17 protein-coding genes are annotated in these 18830 nt (G+C 65.2%); 6 read left to right on the forward strand and 11 right to left on the reverse strand.

Going from position 1 to position 18830, the window contains the following annotated elements; all coding sequences use genetic code 11:
* Genes BLQ85_RS18095 through BLQ85_RS18120 form a run of 6 tightly spaced genes read right to left on the reverse strand, consistent with a single transcriptional unit; the run spans window position 1 to window position 6757 of the window.
* Window positions 1-1374 (reverse strand): aldehyde dehydrogenase family protein, encoded by a 1374-nt coding sequence (locus BLQ85_RS18095; RefSeq protein ID WP_074578949.1) that lies wholly within the window; start codon window positions 1372-1374, stop codon window positions 1-3.
* Window positions 1371-2171 carry a gamma-glutamyl-gamma-aminobutyrate hydrolase family protein gene (locus BLQ85_RS18100; protein WP_074578950.1) on the reverse strand — a complete coding sequence of 267 codons (801 nt, stop codon included), beginning with the start codon at window positions 2169-2171 and terminating at the stop codon, window positions 1371-1373. The genes BLQ85_RS18095 and BLQ85_RS18100 overlap by 4 nt, the downstream gene beginning before the upstream one ends.
* Entirely contained in the window at window positions 2168-3301 is a 1134-nt protein-coding gene (locus tag BLQ85_RS18105) for an iron-containing alcohol dehydrogenase (protein WP_074578951.1), read from the reverse strand. The genes BLQ85_RS18100 and BLQ85_RS18105 overlap by 4 nt, the downstream gene beginning before the upstream one ends.
* A 29-nt stretch (window positions 3302-3330) precedes the next feature.
* On the reverse strand, window positions 3331-3840 hold the full coding sequence (locus BLQ85_RS18110; protein ID WP_074578953.1) for a GNAT family N-acetyltransferase: 510 nt from the start codon (window positions 3838-3840) through the stop codon (window positions 3331-3333).
* 21 nt (window positions 3841-3861) lie between these two features.
* Window positions 3862-5247 (reverse strand): glutamine synthetase family protein, encoded by a 1386-nt coding sequence (locus BLQ85_RS18115; RefSeq protein ID WP_074578955.1) that lies wholly within the window; start codon window positions 5245-5247, stop codon window positions 3862-3864.
* Between the two features lie 19 nt (window positions 5248-5266).
* Window positions 5267-6757: an amino acid permease gene (locus BLQ85_RS18120; RefSeq protein ID WP_074578958.1), complete on the reverse strand. Its 1491-nt coding sequence runs from the start codon at window positions 6755-6757 to the stop codon at window positions 5267-5269.
* A gap of 194 nt (window positions 6758-6951) precedes the next feature.
* On the opposite strand from BLQ85_RS18120, the gene BLQ85_RS18125 reads away from it, so the two are divergent.
* Window positions 6952-7917 (forward strand): helix-turn-helix domain-containing protein, encoded by a 966-nt coding sequence (locus tag BLQ85_RS18125; RefSeq protein ID WP_175456145.1) that lies wholly within the window; start codon window positions 6952-6954, stop codon window positions 7915-7917.
* A 124-nt stretch (window positions 7918-8041) separates the two neighbouring features.
* Here the strand turns inward: BLQ85_RS18125 and BLQ85_RS18135 are convergent, their stop codons facing one another.
* The 5 genes from BLQ85_RS18135 to BLQ85_RS18155 all read right to left on the reverse strand — a co-directional run bounded on the left by BLQ85_RS18135 (window position 8042) and on the right by BLQ85_RS18155 (window position 13657).
* Window positions 8042-9160 (reverse strand): 2-aminoethylphosphonate--pyruvate transaminase, encoded by a 1119-nt coding sequence (locus BLQ85_RS18135; RefSeq protein ID WP_074578961.1) that lies wholly within the window; start codon window positions 9158-9160, stop codon window positions 8042-8044.
* A 26-nt stretch (window positions 9161-9186) separates the two neighbouring features.
* Window positions 9187-9708, reverse strand: coding sequence for a DinB family protein (locus BLQ85_RS18140; protein WP_074578963.1), 522 nt, complete (start codon window positions 9706-9708; stop codon window positions 9187-9189).
* Window positions 9708-11423, reverse strand: a complete 1716-nt coding sequence (locus tag BLQ85_RS18145) for a putative 2-aminoethylphosphonate ABC transporter permease subunit (RefSeq protein WP_074578965.1) — start codon at window positions 11421-11423, stop codon at window positions 9708-9710. The genes BLQ85_RS18140 and BLQ85_RS18145 overlap by 1 nt, the downstream gene beginning before the upstream one ends.
* Window positions 11423-12475 carry a putative 2-aminoethylphosphonate ABC transporter ATP-binding protein gene (locus BLQ85_RS18150; protein ID WP_074578967.1) on the reverse strand — a complete coding sequence of 351 codons (1053 nt, stop codon included), beginning with the start codon at window positions 12473-12475 and terminating at the stop codon, window positions 11423-11425. The genes BLQ85_RS18145 and BLQ85_RS18150 overlap by 1 nt, the downstream gene beginning before the upstream one ends.
* 132 nt (window positions 12476-12607) lie before the next feature.
* Window positions 12608-13657, reverse strand: coding sequence for a putative 2-aminoethylphosphonate ABC transporter substrate-binding protein (locus BLQ85_RS18155; RefSeq protein ID WP_083336910.1), 1050 nt, complete (start codon window positions 13655-13657; stop codon window positions 12608-12610).
* Window positions 13658-13845: 188 nt separating this feature from the next.
* On the opposite strand from BLQ85_RS18155, the gene BLQ85_RS18160 reads away from it, so the two are divergent.
* From BLQ85_RS18160 to BLQ85_RS18180, 5 genes are all read left to right on the forward strand, one after another.
* Window positions 13846-14661 carry a phosphonate utilization associated transcriptional regulator gene (locus BLQ85_RS18160; protein ID WP_074578969.1) on the forward strand — a complete coding sequence of 272 codons (816 nt, stop codon included), beginning with the start codon at window positions 13846-13848 and terminating at the stop codon, window positions 14659-14661.
* A complete protein-coding gene (gene phnA / locus BLQ85_RS18165; RefSeq protein ID WP_074578971.1) occupies window positions 14648-15886 on the forward strand; it encodes a phosphonoacetate hydrolase in 1239 nt (412 codons plus the stop codon). The genes BLQ85_RS18160 and phnA overlap by 14 nt, the downstream gene beginning before the upstream one ends.
* Before the next feature lie 69 nt (window positions 15887-15955).
* Entirely contained in the window at window positions 15956-17377 is a 1422-nt protein-coding gene (phnY, locus tag BLQ85_RS18170; protein ID WP_074579182.1) for a phosphonoacetaldehyde dehydrogenase, read from the forward strand.
* A gap of 16 nt (window positions 17378-17393) precedes the next feature.
* Window positions 17394-17963, forward strand: coding sequence for a phosphonate degradation HD-domain oxygenase (locus BLQ85_RS18175; RefSeq protein WP_074578973.1), 570 nt, complete (start codon window positions 17394-17396; stop codon window positions 17961-17963).
* Window positions 17953-18810 (forward strand): EamA family transporter, encoded by an 858-nt coding sequence (locus BLQ85_RS18180; protein WP_074578975.1) that lies wholly within the window; start codon window positions 17953-17955, stop codon window positions 18808-18810. Before BLQ85_RS18175 ends, BLQ85_RS18180 begins: the two co-directional genes overlap by 11 nt.
* Window positions 18811-18830: the final 20 nt, after the last annotated feature.

Here is an 18830-nt window from a genome sequence, read left to right on the forward strand (position 1 = left end):
TCAAGGTTGGCGAAGGTGCCAGGCCTTGGGACGCGTGAAGGTCTGTATGCCGTAGGTGGAAAGCGTCAGGCCCACGCCCGAATCGCCATAACCGCTCCAGGGCAGGCGCGGGCTCACGCGGTCGCAGCAGTTCCAGTAGACGCTGCCGGCATGGACCTGGGCCAGCAAGGCCTTGGCGCGCGCCTCGTCGGGTGTGAAGACGCCGGCCGTCAGGCCGTAGCGCGTGTCGTTCATGAGCTTGACGGCCTCGGCATCGCCCGAAACCTTCTGGATGCCTATGAGGGGGCCGAAGCTTTCCTCGCGCATCAGTTCCATGTTGTGGTTGACGTTGCCGAACACCGTGGGCTCGTACCAGTTGCCCGGGCCGGCCCCGCGCTTGCCGCCGGCCAGCAGGGTGGCACCCTTGGCCTTGGCGTCGGCCACCTGGGCGTCCAGCACATCGAGCTGCGGCGCGCGCGTGATCGCGCCTATATAGGTGTCTTCGCTCATGGGGTCGCCGGTCTTGAAGGTTTTTACCGTTTCCAGGAAGGCGGTGACAAAGGCGTCGTAAATTTTCTCGTGCACATAGATGCGCTCGACCGAGCAGCAGCTCTGGCCGGTGTTGTACATCGCGCCGTCGGCCAGCGATTCGGCCGCGTTCTTGACGTTGGCGTCTTCGCTGACATAGGTCGGGTCCTTGCCGCCCAGCTCGAGCTGCAGCTTGACCAGGCGCGGGCCCAGCGCCTGCGCGATTTTGGCGCCGGTGGCGTGCGAGCCGGTGAAAAACAGCCCGTCGATTTTTTGTTCCATCAGCGCCGCGCCCACCGCGCCGCCGCCTATCAGCGGGATGAACACGTCCTGCGGCACACCGGCGGCATGCAGCAGGCGCGCCATGGCCAGGCCCGACATCGCGGCGTATTCCGAGGGTTTGTAGAGCACCGCGTTACCCGTGAGCAGCGCCGGGATGAAAACATTGCCGCCCACAAACCAGGGGTAGTTCCAGGCCGAGATGTTGGCGACCACGCCCAGCGGCGTGTGCTCGATCTGCTCGGTCATGCCGCCCTCGTTGAACACGGTCTGCGTGCCGGTGGCGCCGCCGACTTCCGCGAGGAAGAAATCGATGCGGCCCAGCAGGCCGTTGAGTTCATTGCGCGACATCTTGAGCGGCTTGCCGGTCTCGCGTGTCATGACGGCGGCCAGCGCGTCGAGCTCGGCGACGATGCCGGCGCGAAAGCGCGTGATGCAGGCCTTGCGTTCGGCCATGGGCACGGCCGCCCAGGCGGGCTGCGCCGCGCGGGCGCGGCGTGCCTTGGCGGCGACGGAGGCCGCGTCGTCGGCGGGCAGTTCGGCGATCTGCGCGCCGGTGGCGGGGTTGTGGACGGCGAGTGTGTTCATGCTTGTTTTGCCTTGTGTTTGGCGGCGGCCACGGCCGTGAGGAAGTCGTCGAGCACGGCGGCGTCGTCAATCGTGTCGGAGCCGGGTTTGTGGAATTCGGGGTGCCATTGGGTGGCGGCGATATAACTCTTGTTCTTGTCCTTGCGGCGTATGGCTTCGACGATGCCGTCGTCCACGCTGAAGGCCTCGGCCTCGAACTCCGGCGACAGGTCCTTGATGCCCTGGTGGTGGATGCTGTTGACGCGCACGCGCTCCACGCCGGGGTACAGCGCCGACAGCCTGGAGCCCTGGACGATGTTGACGCTGTGGAAGTTCAGGTCGTAGGTCGCGGCGTCGCGGTGCACAAAAGCGTCGGGCACCTGGGTGTTGATGTCCTGGTAGAGCGTGCCGCCGAAGGCGACGTTGAGCAGCTGCAGGCCGCGGCAGACGCCGAAAACCGGTTTGCCGAGTTTTTCAAATGCGGCCACCAGGGCTTTGTCGTATTCGTCGCGGATGCGGTCGCCCGACCATTTTTCGTCCAGCGGCTCCTCGCCGTAGCTGCCCGGCCAGACGTCGGCGCCGCCGTGCAGCACCAGGCCGTCCAGCCACTGCGCATAGTGCTCATAGGTCACGTCGCCGCGCTGCGTGCTGCCCGTGGGGCAGGGCACCATGACCACCATGGCGCCCGAGGACATGACCCAGTGCGCGATGGACTGCTCGACGTATTGCAGCGTCTTGCCGGTGAAGTAGGAGCGCGTCGGGTCGGCATGCGAGAAGCAGGCTGACAAGCCAATTTTGAGACGACTGGCGGCGATCACAATGCAGCCTCAAATAAACGCTGGAAATCCTCCGCCTTGCAGGGCCGTGGATTGGTCTGGTGGCAGATATCGGCCGTGGCAATCTCGACCAGGCGTGGCAACTGTTCGCGCTTGACGCCATGGGCCGACAGCGGGCCGGTGATGCCCACGCTTTCCTTGAGCTGCTTGAGCCAGGGCACCAGGGCTTTGCCGCCGCCGGCCACGCCGCAGACATGGGCGAGTTCGTCGAACTTGGCGGGGGCCGACTCGTAGTTCCAGGCCAGTACGGTGTCAATCATCAGCGCATTGGCCAGGCCGTGGTGCAGGTCGCAGACGGCGCCCAGCGCGTGCGCGCAGGAGTGCACCGCGCCCAGGTCTTTCTGGAAGGCGATGGCGCCCATCATGGAGGCCATCATCATGTCGCTGCGCGCCTGCAGGTTGGAAGGCTCCTTGACGGCCTTGAGCAGGGCATGGGCCGCGATGCGCGTGCCCTCGAGCGCGATGCCGTCGCACAGCGGGTGGTAAGCCGGCGAGAGGTAGCTTTCGATGTTGTGGGTCAGCGCGTCCATGCCGGTGGCGGCCGTCACATGGGGCGGCAGGCCCAGCGTGAGTTCCGGGTCGGCGAACACCACCTTGGCCAGGATCTTGGGGCTGAAGACCACGCGCTTCAAATGCGTGTCGTTTTCGCTCACGACCGAGGAGCGGCCGACCTCGGAGCCTGTGCCCGAGGTGGTGGGCAGGGCCACGAAGTAGGGCAGCTCGTTGACGATGGGCCGCACCTGGGGGTGGTCCCAGACGTATTCGAGGATGTCGCCCTCGTGCGTGGCGGCAATGCCCACCACCTTGGCCACGTCCAGCGCCGCGCCGCCGCCGAAGCCGATCACGCAGTCGGCCTTGTGGGCCTTGTAGGCCGCGGCGCCGTCCATGACCTGGCTGCAGGTCGGGTTGCCGAACACGCCCGAGAACACGGCCACGTCCAGCCCGCCCAGGTGGGCCTTGAACTCGGCCAGCACCGGCAGCGCGGCCAGCGCCTTGTCGGTCACGATCAGCGGGCGCTTGCAGCCGGCGGCCAGCAGGGTTTCGGCGACCTGCTTGCGCGCGCCGGCGCCGAAACGGATGGCGGTGGGGAAGGAGAAGTTGGTGGTGCTCATGGGGTGTCTTCTTGGAGTGGCTGTAAGGGTCAAATGGCGGAAGGCAGCTGCAGGAACATATGCTGTTTGCCGAACGGTACGCCGTTCACGCGTATGGCGTCGGGCTCTGTGCCGAAGGGCGCGAAGCCGGCGCGGGCATACAGGCCCGCGGCCTGCTTGTTGCCCTCGGTCACGGTTAGCACCAGCAGCTCCACGCCCGCGGCTTTGGCGGCCTGCACCACGGTGTTGACCAGGGCTAGGCCCAGGCCTTGGCCGCTGTACTCGGGTGCGACGTACATCGCGACCAGGGTGGCCTTGTGGCGGTTTTTCAGGCGCGTCTCGCGCGTCATGCCGACCACACCGGCCAGCGTGCCGTCCACAAAAGCGCCCCACATGACGGTGTCCGACTCGGGCGACAGCCGCTTTTCGGTGTCGGCCGGCGGGCGGATGTTTTCCTCCTCGAAGCTGGAGGTGAAGGCGTCGGGGTGCTCGCGCAGGCCGCGCAGGCGCAGTTCCCGGTATACCGGCGCGTCGGAGGCTTCAAGTCGGCGAATCTGCATCAGGGGGTTCGAAGGGTTCAATCAGATGATCTCGAAATAGCGTTTCATTTCCCAGTCGGTCACGGCGTCCAGCCATTGCCGCCACTCCCACTCGCGCGTGGCCGCGAAGTGATCCACGAAAGTATCGCCCAGCCAGTCGCGCGCGATGGCCGATTTCTGGAAAATCCGCGTGGTTTCTATCAGGGTGCGCGGCGCGCGCGGGATGTGCTCGGCCCCGGCATTGGTGCCGGTGATGGGCGCGCCCAGCTTCAGGCCTTTTTCGACGCCGTGCAGGCCGGCCGCGATCACCGCCGCCATGGCCAGGTAGGGGTTCACGTCGGCGCCCGGGCAGCGGGTCTCCAGCCGGGTGGCCTTGGGGCTGCCGGCGATCACACGAAAACTCGCGGTGCGGTTGTCCATGCCCCAGGTCGGCTTCACCGGTGCCCAGAAACCGTCGACCAGGCGCTTGTAGCTGTTGATGGTGGGCCAGATCATGGGGCCGAACTCCATCATGCAGGCGACCTGGCCGGCGATGTAGCTCTCAAACAGCTTGCTCATCTTGCGCGGGTTCTTCGCGTCGTAGAACAGGTTGTTCTTGCCGTCGGACAGGCTTTGGTGGATGTGGCCGCTGCAGCCGGGCAGTTGCTGGTGGGGCTTGGCCATGAAGCTGGGCATGATGCCGAAGCGCGAACCGATTTCCTTGGTGCCGGTCTTGAACAGGATGGCGCGGTCGGCCTGCTCCAGCGCTTCGCTGAAAGCGATGGCGACTTCATAGACGCCGGGGCCGGTTTCGGTGTGCAGGCCCTCGATGGGGATGCCGAAGGCCAGCATCTCGTCCATGATGGCGTTGAAAAAGCCCTGGTTCTGGTTCATGCGCAGCAGCGAATAACCGAACATGCCGGGCGTGAGTTTTTCGGCCCCCACGCCGTTTTTGGCGGCCCAGCTGTGCGGCGTCTCGAGGAAGTTGAACCACTCGAACTCCATGCCCGTCATGGGCATCAGGCCCATCTTCTCGGCGCGCTTCAGGACCCGCTTGAGCGTCTGGCGCGGGCAGACGGCATGCGGTGTGCCGTCGGCGTTGACGAACTCGCCGAGCACAAAGGGCACTTTGTTGTCCCAGGGCACGTGGCGCAGGGTCGCCAGGTCCAGCCGGGCCAGCGCGTCGGGAAAGCCGTGCTGCCAGCCGGTCACCGTGGTGTTGTCGTAACAGCTGTCCATCATGTCCCAGCCCAGCACCACGTCGCAAAAGCCGAAGCCGCCGGCCGGGTAGGGCTCGGCCGCGCCCAGGAATTTGTCCCTGTGCAGGTATTTGCCGCGCAGCACGCCGTCGATGTCGCTGACGGCGACCTTCATCTTGTTGGCGCCCGATTTGCGCAGGGAGTCCAGCACGCCGCGGGATGTGGAAGGGGTGGGAGCTTTTTTGGCCATGGTGTGCACGCCTTGTGGTTCAGGTAGAGGCGGCAGCCCGGCCTTTTTCGGCCAGGCTGATCGCGAATTCTTCTTCGGGCGAGAGGATCAGGCGGTGGCGGCCGGCCACGGCAAAGTAGCTGACGCCGATGGCGAACCACAGCGCGACCCAGAGCACGCCGACGCGGTAGACCGGGTCGCTGAGCTGAAAGTAAATGGTGACCAGCGCGATCAGCAGAGTCAGCACGGCGCCCGCCACGCCCAGCGGGCTGCGGTAGGGGCGCTCCATGTGCGGCAGCTTGCTGCGCAGCCGTATGAAGGACAGCGCCTGCATCACATAGGAAAACATGGCGCCGAACACCGCCATGTTGAGCAAGGTGCCGCCTATCACGGCCGAGCCCTTGTCCACGCCCAGCGTGAACCACAGCACAAACATCACCACCAGCGCGACCACCGAGCCGACGACCATCGCGATGTGCGGCGTCTTGCGGCTGCCGTGGGTGACCGACAGCGCCGAGGGGAAATAACCGGCCCGGCTCAGCGAATAGATCTGCCGGCCCTTGGCGAAGATGATGGTGTGAAAGCTCGCCACCAGGCCCAGCACCGCGACCAGCGCCAGCACCTTGGCGATGCCGCCGCCGTAGATGGCCTTGAAGCCGTCCAGCAGCGGCTCGGCCGAGGTGCTGAGCGCGTGCGAGCCTATGCCGGCGACCGAGGGGTTGAGCCACAGGATCATGAAGGCCGAGAGGATGAGCGTGAAGATGCCGGCGATGATGCCGCGCGGCATGTCGCGGCGCGGGTCCACCGATTCCTCGGCCGCCAGCGGCAGCTGCTCTATCGCCAGGAACAGCCACACGGCAAAAGGCAGGGCCGCGAGCACGCCGCCCAGGCCCAGCGGCAGGAAGGGGCCGCGGCCCTCGGGCAGCACGGCGCCGCCGGCGCCCACGTTCATGGCCCAGCGCGCGAAGTCTATGCGCGGGAAGGCGCTGACCCAGAAGGCCACCAGGCAGGCCAGCGCCAGCAGCGTGACGGCCAGCGTGATCTTGAAGGACAACTCGACACCGACGATGTTCAGGCCTATGAAGACGACGTAAAAGCCTATCCACCACAGCGGCTGCCAGGCCGGCGGCGTGCCGAAGATGCTGCCCATGTAGCTGCCGATGAAAAACACGATGACGGCCGGCGTCAGCACGTATTCCACGTTCTCGGCCAGCCCGGTCAGGAAACCGCCCCAGGGCCCCATGGCGGTGCGCGCGAAGGAATAGGCCCCGCCGGTGTGCGGCAGCGCGGGCGACATCTCGGCCAGCGAAAAGGTCAGCCCCAGGTACATCACGGAAATAATGATGGTGGCCAGCAGCATACTGCCCCAGCCGTTGGCCAGGCCCAGGTTCCAGCCCGCGAAGTGGCCGGAGATCACGGCGCCCACCCCCAGGGCCCAGAGCGACCAGACGCCGGCATAGCGGCGCAGTCCCCTCTTTTCAAAGTAGCTGCCGTCGACTTTCGCGTACTGGACGCCGGAACGTTCTGACATGGTGGCTCCCTAGGCTAAAGATGGCTGGATGGACGGCCCGGTGGGGCCGACTTGCATCCTAGGGTGCGGGCCGGCGCGCTGAAATCCCATTTCGGCAAGTTGCACGGATGGGGCGCCAGCGAAGCGAGCGAAAGTAAGTCGAACTGTTTCAAAGCGTAGCTTGCATGCGGCACGAATCCTGCAAGAATGCGGCGATGGCACATCCTTCCGATACCGCCGAGCCGGCCCCACCGGCCCTGCTGTCCCGCGCGTCGTTTGCCGATGCGGACGAGCAGGCGGCAGCGCTCACGGGCTGGAATCAGAGCTACCTCCAGCTCTCGCGCGGCGCCTTTGGCGGCGAGGTGCGGCAGCTGGAATTCGCGGGCCTGCGCCTCTTTGTGGAAAGCCTGCGGGAGTCGGTGTACCAGACAGGCCAGATCCGTAACGGTGCACTGGCCCTGGGCCTGCCGCTGCAGGTTGAAGGGCCCAGTATGTTTTGCGGTGCGCCCAGTGATGCTGATGCGCTGCATGTGTTTTCGGGTGCGTCGGGTTTTGAGTTCCGCTCGTCCCGGCGCCATGTGATGCTGGGGCTGGAGCTTGATGAGGCCGCCTGGCGACGTTGCGGCGAGCATGACCCGGCGCTGCAGGCCCGGCTGGGCGCGCAGGCCGGCTTGCGCCGGCTGGACGGCGCGGCGCAGGCGGGGCTCAGGCAGTGCCTTGTTGGGGTGCTGGATACGGTGGAGGCGGCCCCGGCGCTGCTGCAATCGCCCGCCGTGCAAGCCGCCATGCTCGACACCGTGATGGAGCAGCTCGGCCGCGTTCTTGCGCCGACGGGCGGCGTCGATTCTGTGAGCATCCACGGGCATTGGGCGCTGACGCGGCGCGCGCGTGAACTGGTGCATACGCAGCTCGACCAGCCGCCCACTGTCTTGGCGCTGTGCGAGCAGCTCGGCGTCAGCAGGAGAACCCTGCAGAACGGCTTTCAGACGGCACTGGGCATCAGCCCATTGGCTTATCTGCGCGCCGTGCGCCTGAACGCCGCCAGGCAGGCGCTGAAGACCGCTACGTCCGTGACGGCGGCTGCAACCGACCTGGGGTTTTGGCATTTTGGTCATTTCGCGCACGACTACCAGCAAATGTTTGGCGAGCTTCCTTCAGAATCGTTTCGCCGAAACCATTAACGCCCCCACGCTTTTCACTTCGCCTTCGGCTCCGTGTAATGCGCTGCCCCCCGAGGGGGCGCTGCGCCTGCGGCCCGGCAAAGCCGGTTCCGCGGCCCCGGCTGGGTTTAAGAGTTCAGGGGGTTCAACCAGCGGGGGCCGCTGATCGGATGCCCATGTCCTGCAGGGCTGCCGCTACGGCCTGCACTGCCTGCGCCATTTCGTTGGGGCCTATGGCGCCTATGCAGCCGACGCGGAAAGTTTCCACCTGGGTCAGCTTGCCGGGGTATAGGACAAAGCCGCGATTTCGCGCGGCGGCATAAAAGGCCTTGAAGTCGTAGCGGTTGTCGGCCGGCGCGTGGAAGGTCACGATGATGGGCGCCTGGATGGCCGGGTCCAGGAAGGGCTTGAAGCCGAGTTTCGCCATGCCCGTGATCAGCGTGCGGTAGTTGCTCTCGTAGCGCGCCAGGCGCGCGGGCTGGCCGCCTTCCTCCTCGAACTGGGCAATCGCCTCGGCCAGCGCCACCACCACATGGGTGGGCGGCGTGAAGCGCCACTGCGTGGTTTTTTCCATGTAGGTGTACTGGTCGTGCAGGTCCATGGCCAGCGACTGGCTGCGGCCGGCGCAGTCCTCCAGCACCGCCTTGCGGATAAACACAAACCCCATGCCGGGTACGCCCTCCAGGCATTTGCCGCTGGCGGCCACCAGCGCGTCGAAATGCACCTTGCGCGCATCGATGTCTATCGCGGCGAAAGAACTCATGGCATCGACCAGCAGGCCCTTGCCGTGGGTCTTGCAGACGTCGGCGACTTCCTGCAGCGGATTGAGCACACCGGCGCCGGTCTCGCAGTGGATCAGCATCACGTGGGTGATGCTGGTGTCGGCTTCCAGCATGGCGTCCAGCGCGGCCGGCGAAACCTGGGCGGCTTCGTCAAACGGCATGACGGTGCAGCGCCGGCCCATCAGCGTGGTCAACTTGGCCGCGCGCTTGCAATAAGCGCCGTTGTCCATCACCAGCACATGGCCGTCGCGCGGCACCACGGTGGCCACCGCCGCCTCCACGCTGAAGGTGCCGCTGCCCTGCAGCGGCACAACGACGTGCGAATCCTGCCCATGGATGATGGCCAGCAGGCTTTTGCGCACGCTGGCGGTGACAGCGTTGAAATCGCTGTCCCAGGAACCCCAATCTTTCAGCATCGCGAGCTTGGTGCGCAGCGTGGTCGTGAGCGGACCCGGCGTTAAAAGGATTTTGTCTCTGTCCATGGATTGCCTCCTGGTTTTTGTAGGGTTCAGTTCAAGTCGGGAGCGGCGTCGCGCAGGAAAACGGGCAGGTCCATGCTGGGCGGCCGCGCCGGCACCTGGTACATCATGTCGGCCACATAGCCCCGATGGAAGGTCTTGTGGTTGACGACGTGCAGCAGCATGTCGCCGCGGGCCATCGCGCCTTCGCCGCCATCAACAAATTTGAAATGCACGACTTCGCACTGCCTCTCACCGGTCAAGGCGTCTGCGTAAAGGATGTACCAGTCGTCGAGCGCCTGTTGCTGCCCGCGCAGCTGCGCGAGCGCCGGCGTGCTGTCGGTATTGCGGGAAGTAAAGCCGTGCGGCCGGCCCTGCAGGTGGGCCTGCCAGATCTGGTCGACCACACAGGCGTGGTTCAGCGTGCGGAGCATATTGCCGAAGGAGGTCGCGCGCGGCGCCGTCAGTTCACCGGGCGGCAACTGCTCCAGCGCCGTGAAGAGGCGGTCGTTCGCCCAGGCCGTGTAGCGCGTGAGCAGGCGAAGGTTGCGGCGGTCGGCCATGGAGCCCATCAACGCGAACTGGTGCGCCAAGCCTGGGTGCGGCGGTTGACCCACCAGGCCAGCGCCATGAACAGCAGGGTGGCGATCGTCGAGGCCACGCCTATCAGCACGGCCATGGCCGCGGCCGCGCCTATCTCGCCGGCCTCGTCAAGGTTCAGGATGGCGATGGAGGCGACCTTGGTTTCAGGCGAGTAGAGGAAGACCACGGCGGAGATCGTCGTCATCGCGTTGATGAAAAAATAGCGCGCGATGTCGACCAGGGCCGGCGTGCAGATCGGCAATGTCACGCGCCAGAAGGTTTTGAAGAAGGGCACCTTGAGCGAGGCGCTCACGGCCTCGAATTCGCCGTCGAGCGCCTTGAGGGCCGTCACCGCCGTCAGGTGGCCGGTGGTGTAGAAGTGCACGATGGTGCACAGCGTGAGCAGGGTCAGCGTGTGGTACAGGCCGTTGAGCGGATTGCCGGGTGCGTTGAAAAAGAAGATGTAGCCCAGGCCCAGCACCAGGCCGGGCACGGCCATGGGCAGCATGGCCAGCATGCGCACAAAACCGCGCAGGCCGTCCATGCCCTTGGTTTTTTCGAGCAGGTAGGCGCTGATAAACACCAGCGCCGTGCCGAAGACGGCCGTGCCCGCCGCCATCTTGAGGCTGTTGACAAAACCGACGCCGACTTCGGCATCGACCAGTCCCATGGTGTAGTGGCGCAGGCTGGGTGTCAGGTTGTAGGGCCAGAAGCTGGCGAAGGAGGCGAACACCGCCATGCCCAGCATGGCCAGCACCAGGAAGGCGATGGCGCAGCAGTACAGCGTCATGACCCCGTCATAGGCGCGCGAGGGCGTGGGCCGGTAGGGCACGGCGCGCGCCGTCAGCATCGCGGTCTGGCGTTTGCTGACGTAGTGGTCGACCGCGAAGGTCAGCACGGCCGGCGCCAGCAACAGGATGGCGACGACCGCGCCCTTGGCGAAATCCTGCTGGCCTATGACCAGCTTGAAGACGTCGGTCGCCAGGACGTTGAAGTTACCGCCTATCACTTTCGGGATGCCGAAGTCGGTCATGACCAGCGTGAATGTGACCAGCGCGGCGGAGATCAGGCCGTACTTGGCGCCGGGCAGGGTGATGGTGAAGAACTTGCGCCTGGCGCTGGTGCCCATGGCGTCGGCGGCCTCGTAAAGGCGCGCGTCCGACAGCGTGAGCGCCGTGACCAGAATCATCAGCGCATGCGGGAACACCGCGAAGCATTCGGCCACCACGATGCCGGGCGCGCCGTAGATCTGCTCTATGCCCAGGCCCTGCATCCAGCCCTTGAGCACGCCCTGGTTGCCGAACCAGTAGATCAGCGAAATCGCCGACAGCAGCGAAGGCGCCAGCAGCGGGATCAGGGTGATGCCGCGAAACAACGCCTTGTAGGGCATGCAGGAGCGCGCCAGCGCATAGGCAAAACCGAAAGCCAGCGGCACGGCGACCAGCGTGACCACGCTGGAGACCCAGAGGCTGTTCCACAGGCTTTCGAGCAGCGCTGGGGTCTTGGCGTACTCGATGAAGTTGTCGAACCAGATGAAATCGCCGGACTTGTCCAGCAGCGCCTGCTGCAGGATGGCCAGCAGCGGCGCCGCGAGAAACACGACCAGGATCAGCGCAGCCAGCGCCAGGGCCGCATAGGCGAGATGGTCTATCCAGTGCGCGCGCTGCCTGACCATGGGCGGCGCGGGGGGCGTGAAGACCGGCATCAAAACACCTTGATGCGTTCGGGCAGCAGCTTCAGGGGCAGAGAGGAGCCCACCTGCAGCGACTGCTCCGACAGGAAATTGAGCGAGAGGTAGACCGTGAGCTTGTGGCCGCCCAGCGCGGGCGAGGCCACATGCACGTGGCAGAAGGAGCCCAGGAACTCGATCTTCTCGATGGTGGCGTCGAACACATGGGGGTCGCCCGCGGCAATCGGCCGGGCCAGCACGTCCTCGGGCCGCAGGTAGATCTTGGCCTCGCGGTCGGCGCCGTCGCAGGGCAGGCACAGCGCGCCGAACTTCATTTCACCGCCGCTCACGCGCACCGGCATCACGTTGACCTTGCCGACAAAGTCGGCGACAAAGGGCGAGGCCGGCTCGCGGTAAATCTCCATGGGCGTGCCGACCTGCTCGATCAGGCCGTGGTTCATCACCACGATGCGATCGGCCACGCTCAGTGCTTCTTCCTGGTCGTGCGTGACCATGATGGTGGTCACGCCCAGCTTTTGCTGCAGCGCGCGTATCTCCTGGCGCAGCCGCACACGCTCCAGCGCATCCAGCGCCGACAGCGGCTCATCGAGCAGCAGCAAACCCGGTGAGGTGGCCAGCGCCCGCGCCAGCGCAATGCGCTGCTGCTGGCCGCCCGAGAGCTGGCTGGGGTACTTGGCTTCGCTGCCGGGCAGGCCCACCAGCTTGACGAGTTCGCTCACGCGTTTGGCGGCCTCGGCTTTCGGCGTTTTGCGGTTGACCAGGCCGTAGGCCACGTTGTCGGCCACGCTGAGGTTGGGAAACAGCGCATAACTCTGGAACACGATGCCGTAGTCGCGCAGCGCCGGCGGCAGCCGCGAGATGTCGCGCCCGCCCTGGTGCACTTCACCCGAGGTCTGCACCTCCAGCCCCGCGATGATGCGCAGCAAGGTCGTCTTGCCGCAGCCCGAAGGCCCGAGGAAACACACAAACTCGCCCTTGCGTATGTCCAGGTTGATGTCTTGCAGTGCGGTGAAACCGCCGAACTCCTTGCGGATGTGGCGCAGGTTCAGAAAGATGTCGTTGTTCATTCGTGGGCCATGCGTGAATTGCCGAACGGTCGGCACAGTACCAACCAAGCAGCCGCGTGGAACTGGCTTTGCCAGGCCACAGCGGCTGTCCCCCTGAGGGGGAGACGGCGGCCAAAGGCCGCCGACAGGGGGCTACTTCTTCTCGGTTTTGGAGTTATAGCGCTTGGTCCACTCGGCGAGGATGCGCTCGCGGTTGTCGGCGGCCCAGTTGAAGTCCATCTTGACGAGGCGAGCCTCGTAGTCCTTAGGCACATTGGCCAGCGGCGGCGCCAGGCCTGGCTGCGCGGTGATCGCGAAGTTCTTGCCATAGAGCATCATGGCGTCCTTGCTCGAAGCCCAGTCGGCCAGTTTCTTGGCGGCGTCCAGTTTTTTCGTGCCCTTGTGGATGGCAAAGGCTTCCAGGTCCCAGCCCAGGCCTTCCTTGGGGAACACCAGGTCTATGGGCGCGCCCTTGGCCTTGTTGGTGTTGCCGCGGTACTCAAACGAGATGCCGGCCAGGAACTCGCCGGCGGCCGCCATGTTGCAGGGCTTGGAGCCCGAGTGGGTGTACTGCGCGATGTTTTCATGCAGCGCGTCCATGTATTTCCAGCCGCCGCCCTTGCCGTCCTTGTCGCCGAACAGCGTGAGCCAAGCGGTCACGTCGAAGTAACCGGTGCCGCTGGAGGCGGGATTGGGCATGACGATCTGGCCCTTGTAGATGGGCTTGGTCAGGTCCTGCCAGGTTTCGGGCGTGGGGATGTTTTTCTTCTTGGCCTCGACGGTGTTGAAGCACACGGTGGCGCCCCACACGTCCATGCCGAACCAGGCGGGGACTTTTTTCTTGTCACGGTACTGACTCATGATCCCGTCAAGATTGATAGGCGCATAGGGCTCGAGCATGCCCTGCTTGTCGAGCAGTGCCAGGCTGGAGGCGGCCACACCCATGATGGTGTCGGCCTGGGGATTGGATTTTTCCGCCAGCAGCTTGGCGGTGATCACGCCCGTCGAGTCGCGCACCCATTTGATTTCGATGTCGGGATACACCTTGTTGAAACCTTCCTGGTAGGCCTTGATCTGGTCGGTCTCCAGCGCGGTGTAGACCAGCAACTGGGTTTTCTGGGCGAAGGCGCCGGTGGAGGCGGCCAGCAGGCCAAGAAGGGTGATCGCCTTTGACAGGGATTTGAGATGGGAAGCCAGTTGCATAAAAAGTCCTTTGTGGCAAAGCCTGCAATGTTGTTGACTCGTTCGTGTCGGCGCTGACACTGCGATGACCAACCTGAGTGCAGGCCCGTCAACCCAGCTCGTTTTTTATTTAACGCCGACCCTTCTATCTTGTCAATTGTTTATTGCAGATTGTTGACAATCTACATTTCTGTGCTTCAATTCAGGGCATGAACGCTGCTTTGCATCCCACCATCGCGCAACTCCAGAACAGCTCCCTCACCACAGTGGTGCAACAGGAAATCGAGCGCGCGATTCTTGCCGGCGAATACGAGCCCGGCAGCAAACTGATAGAGGCCACGCTGGCCGAAAAAATGGGCGTTTCGCGCGGCCCGGTGCGCGAGGCCTTTCGCATGCTCGAAGAGGCCGGCCTGGTGCGCACCGAAAAAAATCGCGGCGTCTTTGTGCGCGACATCCCGATCGACGAGGCCGTCGAGATATTCGATTTGCGCGCGGCCATGGATGAGCTCGTGGGCCGCCGGCTCGCGGAAAACATCACGGGGCCCCAGGTCAAGGAGCTCAAGGCCCTGGTCGACGCCATGGAAAAAGCCGTCAAGGCCGAAGACCCCCAGGCCTACCACCTGCTGAATCTCAGCTTTCACGACCGCATGGTCGAGATGGCGGGCAACCGCAAGCTGACCGAGATCTACCGCAAGCTGATCAAGGAGTTGTCGCTGTTCCGGCGCCTGAACCTCGCCGACGGCTGGCTGATGCCGATGTCGGCCAACGAGCACCGGCTGATCGTCAAGGCCATCGCCTCGGGTGACGCCGACGCGGCCGGCCGCGCGATGTTCCAGCATGTGATCGAAAGCAAGGAGCGCACGATAGAAAACGACCTGCGGCGCCAGGCTGGTCAGGCCGATGCGGCGGGTACGGGAGAGACCACGGCCGGCAAGCCGGTGCCGGTCAAGCTCGTCTCCAGCACCACGGCCGCGCGCAAGGGCAAGGACAAAAACAAGGAAGGACCGTCACGTGGCAAACACTGAGCCGAATGGCGAATTGACGGTGAACGGCAGGGCGTACAGGCTGCCGGTCCAGCCCACGGTGGTGGTCTGCGTGGACGGCTGCGAACCCGACTACCTGGCGCAGGCCGTGGCCACGGGCCAGATGCCCTGGCTCAAGCGCACGCTGGCCTTGGGTTCGGGCCTGACGGGCGATTGTGTGGTGCCCAGCTTCACCAACCCGAACAACCTGTCCATCGTGACCGGCGCGCCGCCCAGCGTGCACGGCATCTGCGGCAACTACCTGTTCGACACGGCCAGCGGCACCGAGGTCATGATGAACGACCCCAAGTGGCTGCGCGCGCCGACCTTGCTGGCCGCGCTGTCCGGCGCCGGAAAATCCCTGGCAGTGGTGACGGCCAAGGACAAGCTGCGCAAGCTGCTGGGCCACCAGATGAAGGGCATCTGCTTTTCGTCGGAGAAGGCCGACCAGGTGTCGCTGGAAGAAAACGGCATCGAGGACGTGCTGGGACTGGTGGGACTGCCGCTGCCCAGCGTCTACAGCGCCGACCTGTCGGAGTTCGTCTTCGCGGCCGGCGTGAAGATCATGCAAAAGCACAAGCCCGACGTGATGTACCTCTCGACCACCGACTATGTGCAGCACAAGCACGCGCCCGGCACCGAAGGGGCGAATGCCTTCTACCGCATGATGGACGGCTACATGCAGCAGCTCGAGGAGCTGGGCTGCGTGATTGTGCTCACCGCCGACCACGGCATGAACGCCAAGGTCGCCATGGACGGCACGCCCGACGTGATCTACCTGCAGGACTGGTTCGACAACTGGTTGGGCGCCACCATTGCGCGCGTGATCCTGCCCATCACTGACCCCTATGTGGTGCACCACGGCGCCCTGGGTTCCTTTGCCACGGTTTATCTGCCGGAGGGCACCAACATCGAGGTCGCGCGCAAGCGGCTGGCGGCGCTCAAGGGCATGGAGCTGGTGCTCTCGCGCGAGCAGGCCGCCGAACGCTTTGAACTGCCGGCCGACCGAATCGGCGACATCGTGGCGGTGTCTGAGCGCTTTACCGTCATTGGCACCTCGGTGTCACGCCATGACCTGTCGGCGCTGGAAGTGCCGCTGCGCTCGCACGGCGGCATGAGCGAGCAGCGCGTGCCGCTGATCGTGAACCGCGCCCTGCCTGGGCTGGACCGCAACCGGCGCTTCCGCAATTTTGATGCCTTTGACCTGGCGCTCAATTACGCCCAGTAAGCCCAGGCCCCACGCCATGAAAGCTGCAGAGTGATTGACCAATACATCCGCGACCACCAGCTCAATGCCATGCGCCTGTCGGGCCGCAAGGTCGGCTCGGGCCGGGGCGGCGACCGCGCCATCGCGGTGTTCAACCCCTACACCGAAAAAAAACTCGGCACCGTGCCCAAGGCCACGCTGGAGGAGGTGCGGCAAACCTTTGCCAGGGCCCATGCCTACAAGCCCCAGCTCACGCGCTACGAGCGCGCGGCCATCCTGAACCGCGCGGCCGCCATCATCCAGTCGCGCCTTTCCGAGGTCGCGAACCTGATCACCGCCGAAGCGGGCCTATGCCTGAAGGACGCGATGTATGAAGCCGGCCGCGTCAGCGACGTGCTGCTGTTCGGCGCGACCGAGGTGCTCAAGGACGACGGCCAGATCTTCAGCTGCGACCTCACGCCCCACGGAAAAAAGCGCCGGGTCTACACGCACCGCTCGCCGCTGCTGGGCGTGATCACCGCGATCACGCCTTTCAACCACCCGATGAACCAGGTGGCGCACAAGGTGGTGCCCAGCATCGCGACCAACAACCGCATGGTGCTCAAGCCGTCCGAGAAGGTGCCCTTTTCGGCCCTGCTGTTTGCCGACATCCTGTACGAGGCGGGGCTGCCGCCCGAGATGCTCAGCGTGGTGACGGGCGACCCGCGTGAGATCGCCGACGAGCTGATCACCAACCCGCTGGTCGACCTGGTGACCTTTACCGGCGGCGTGGCCATAGGCAAGTACATCGCCGCCAAAGCAGGCTACCGCCGTGTGGTGCTGGAGCTGGGCGGCAACGACCCCATCATCGTGATGGAGGATGCCGACATTGACGAGGCCTCCACCCTGGCCGTGCAGGGCTCCTACAAAAACTCCGGCCAGCGCTGCACCGCCATCAAGCGGTTGTTGGTGCACGAGGCGGTGGCCGGCGAGTTCGTGGAGCAGGTGCGGGCCAAGACCCTGGCCTGGAAATACGGCGACCCCACCGACAAGGCCAACGACATGGGCACGGTGATCGACGAGCAGGCCGCGATGCTGTTCGAGTCGCGCGTCAACGAGGCGGTGGCGCAGGGCGCAAAACTGCTGGCCGGCAACCAGCGCCGCGGCGCGCTGTATTCGCCCACGCTGCTGGACCATGTGTTGCCGCAGATGACGGTGGCGCGCGAGGAAACCTTCGGGCCGGTTTCGCCGGTCATACGTTTTAAGAACATCGAAGAAGCCATTGAAATTTCCAACGGCACGGCCTACGGCCTGTCAAGCGCGGTGTGCACCAACCGCCTGGACTATATCAACCGTTTTGTGAGCGAGCTGCACGTCGGCACGGTCAATGTGCGCGAGGTGCCGGGTTACCGCCTGGAGCTCACACCTTTCGGCGGCATCAAGGATTCGGGCCTGGGGTATAAGGAAGGTGTGCAGGAAGCGATCAAGAGCTTTACCAACCTCAAGACCTATTCCCTCCCCTGGAATGCCTGACCTCTGAGGAACTCATATGCTGAGCTTTGATGACATCGAACGACTCTTCGAAGAGCGCGGCGGCGAACAGTACAGCGGTGAGCCCGTGACGCAGCTGCAGCACGCGCTGCAGACCGCCGCGTTGGCTGAGGCCGAAGGTGCAGGCGACGCGCTGGTCACAGCGGCCCTGCTGCACGATCTGGGCCATCTGCTGCATGACCTGGGCGAGACGCCTTCGCTGCGCGGCGTGGACGACGTGCATCAGTACCGAGCCCTGCCGTTTTTGCGCGGGCTTTTCCCGGATGCGGTGCTGGACGCGATCAAGCTGCATGTGGACGCCAAGCGCTACCTGTGCGCGGCCCGGCGCGGCTACCATTCCAGCCTCTCGGCAGACTCCAAGCGCAGCCTGCTGCTGCAGGGCGGCATTTTTACGGCCGAGGAAGCCGCACGTTTCATGGCCCAGCCCGGCGCGGAAGACGCGGTAAAACTGCGCCTTTGGGACGACCTCGCGAAGGACGCGAACAAGGCCACGCCGCCGCTGGCGCACTACCTGGCGCGGGCCCGGCGTTGCGCCCTTCCCGCCGCAGAGCCCTCGCTTGCCGCCTGAAGTCCTGGCCCTGACCTGGCCGGTGCTGTGCGCCGTGCTGTTCGGCGCGCTGCTGCACGCGGGCTGGAACGCGCTGGTCAAGTCCAGCGTAGACAAGTCCATGGACATGGCGGTCATTCATCTGATCGGCTCGGTGCTGGCCCTGCCGCTGGTGCTGATGGCGGGCCTGCCGCGCGTGGAGGCCTGGCCTTTCATAGGCGCCTCGGTGCTGATCCATATCGGCTACTACATCGCCACCACCCAGGCCTACAAACATGGCGACCTGGGCCTGACCTATCCGCTGATGCGCGGCGTGGCGCCGCTGCTGGTGGCGCTATCGGCCACCTTCACGCTGGGCGAGACTTTGACGCCACTGGCCTGGGCCGGGATCATCGGCATCTGCAGCGGCGTGCTGGTGCTGGGCCTGAGCCGCCATGCGCTGCATGCGCGCAAGGCCGTCGGCTTCGCGCTGGCCAATGCGGTCATCATCGCGATCTACACCGTGGTCGACGGGTTGGGCGTTCGGGCTTCGGGCAATGCGCTGCAATATGTCGCCGCCCTGTTCCTGCTCGACGGCTGGCCCTTCGGCCTGCTGATGATGGCGCGCCGCGGGCGGGCCATGGCTGACTACGCGCGCCACCGCTGGCCCGTGGCCACCGGCGGCGCGCTGGCTTCGCTGGGCTCTTACGGCATCGCGCTGTGGGCCATGACACGCGCGCCGGTGGCCACGGTGGCGGCGCTGCGCGAAACCTCCGTGCTGTTCGCGGTGCTGCTCGGCTGCTGGCTGCTCAAGGAGACCTTCACGCTGCGCCGCTTCGCCGGCAGCTGCGCGATTGTGGGCGGCGTGATGGCCATACGTCTGGCCTAGCCCTGTACCTTTTGAGATGA

This window comes from Polaromonas sp. JS666, assembly GCF_900103405.1.
In the GTDB taxonomy this organism is placed as follows: domain Bacteria; phylum Pseudomonadota; class Gammaproteobacteria; order Burkholderiales; family Burkholderiaceae_C; genus Polaromonas.